Annotated in this window: 2 tRNA genes; both read right to left on the bottom strand. The window is 38.5% G+C overall.

From position 1 onward, the window contains the following. A tRNA-Glu gene (locus QMA08_RS11000) sits at window positions 1-76 on the bottom strand. A gap of 37 nt (window positions 77-113) precedes the next feature. Beyond that, window positions 114-189, bottom strand: a tRNA-Ala gene (locus QMA08_RS10995). Window positions 190-1,387 lie beyond the last annotated feature (1,198 nt).

The raw sequence follows: 1,387 nt of genomic DNA, 5'->3' as shown, positions 1-1,387 counted from the left end.
TGGCGTCCCCAAGGGGATTCGAACCCCTGTTACCGCCGTGAAAGGGCGGTGTCCTAGGCCTCTAGACGATGGGGACACAGAAAACTGCTACCCTAGGACAAAACACTAATTTTTGGTGGAGCCATGCGGGATCGAACCGCAGACCTCTTCACTGCCAGCGAAGCGCTCTCCCAGCTGAGCTATGGCCCCAACTTAATCAATACCCGTCGTGATAAACACATCGTGTATCGCTTAGTGCGGGGCGCATTCTATGCACCACCCAAAATAAAGTCAACAGTTTTTTACCTAGCTTTATTTAAATGGTTTAATTTTCAACAAACTGGCTATCAAGCGTGCTAAAAAATACAATTTGAATAAGATTCTAGCCCTACTGCTTATAATAACATCACTATATTGCAGCGAATACTTAACAACACCCTACTCCCCTATTTAATGCAACAAAATTGCATCAAAGCAAAGGTATACATTAATATGCAAATTAAACTTATCTAAAAAACTACCAATTAAGGCCCCGCCAATCGCTTTAATCTTTTAAAAGTTACAATTGCTTATAATAACCAAAACTTAAATGTGGGTTTGAGAGTACCCGCAGCCTTTACTTGCTTAATAACCAGCGTAACTCGTACTAAAAAATTCGATTATTGTTTGAAGAGCATTTTTAAAAAAGCATTGTAGCTTCGTAATTCTATGTATAAAACTTCAAGGCGCGTTGACCTTTGGTGGGTGAAGCGGAAGCTTTGCTCGGCTTTTACTTATTCTTACATGGATGTAAGCCATTAGGGTAACGCAGGAGCAGTTACCGAGCCCACTAGGTTACAAACCTCGCGCCGCGATTTAATCGTCCTGGATTGAACAAATTTGAATCCACAAAGGTCAACACGCCCTAGTTATATGTGATCTATTTAGTCATAACCCGAAGGCTAGTAGCGAGGAATACGTATTTACGAGATGGCTAGGTTGGCTTATAAAAATAAAGTAAGTACAAAAATAAAGTTTAGAATGCTGAAATAGCATTTGTTTTGGGAAGTTTAGATTAAATTCATTTTACAGGACCGCTCTATTCACTAAATAACTCGCCCTAATATTAATCCATCTTGCTCATAATCATAAAAACGACTCCAGTAAAAAACAATGAGTATCGTAAAACTAAATTTAAGGTTAATAAAATACAATTCCCTACTCACTTTTAGGTGCTTAATTGAACTGCAATATCAAATTTGATGATAAAATAGACTTCAACCATATCCTATTGTTTATAAAACCTTCATTCAGCACATTTTTATCATTCAAGTGTTGACACATTTCCAACTCTATCTATAATAGCGCCCCACAACAACGCAGCAATGCAATGTTGTTTAGATGTGGGTGATTAGCTCAGTTGGGAGAG

This window comes from Pseudoalteromonas sp. APC 3355 (assembly GCF_030407615.1).
GTDB lineage: Bacteria > Pseudomonadota > Gammaproteobacteria > Enterobacterales > Alteromonadaceae > Pseudoalteromonas > Pseudoalteromonas distincta.
Note: the sequence above shows the minus strand (reverse complement) of the source record. Positions and strands in the feature narration are given on the sequence as shown.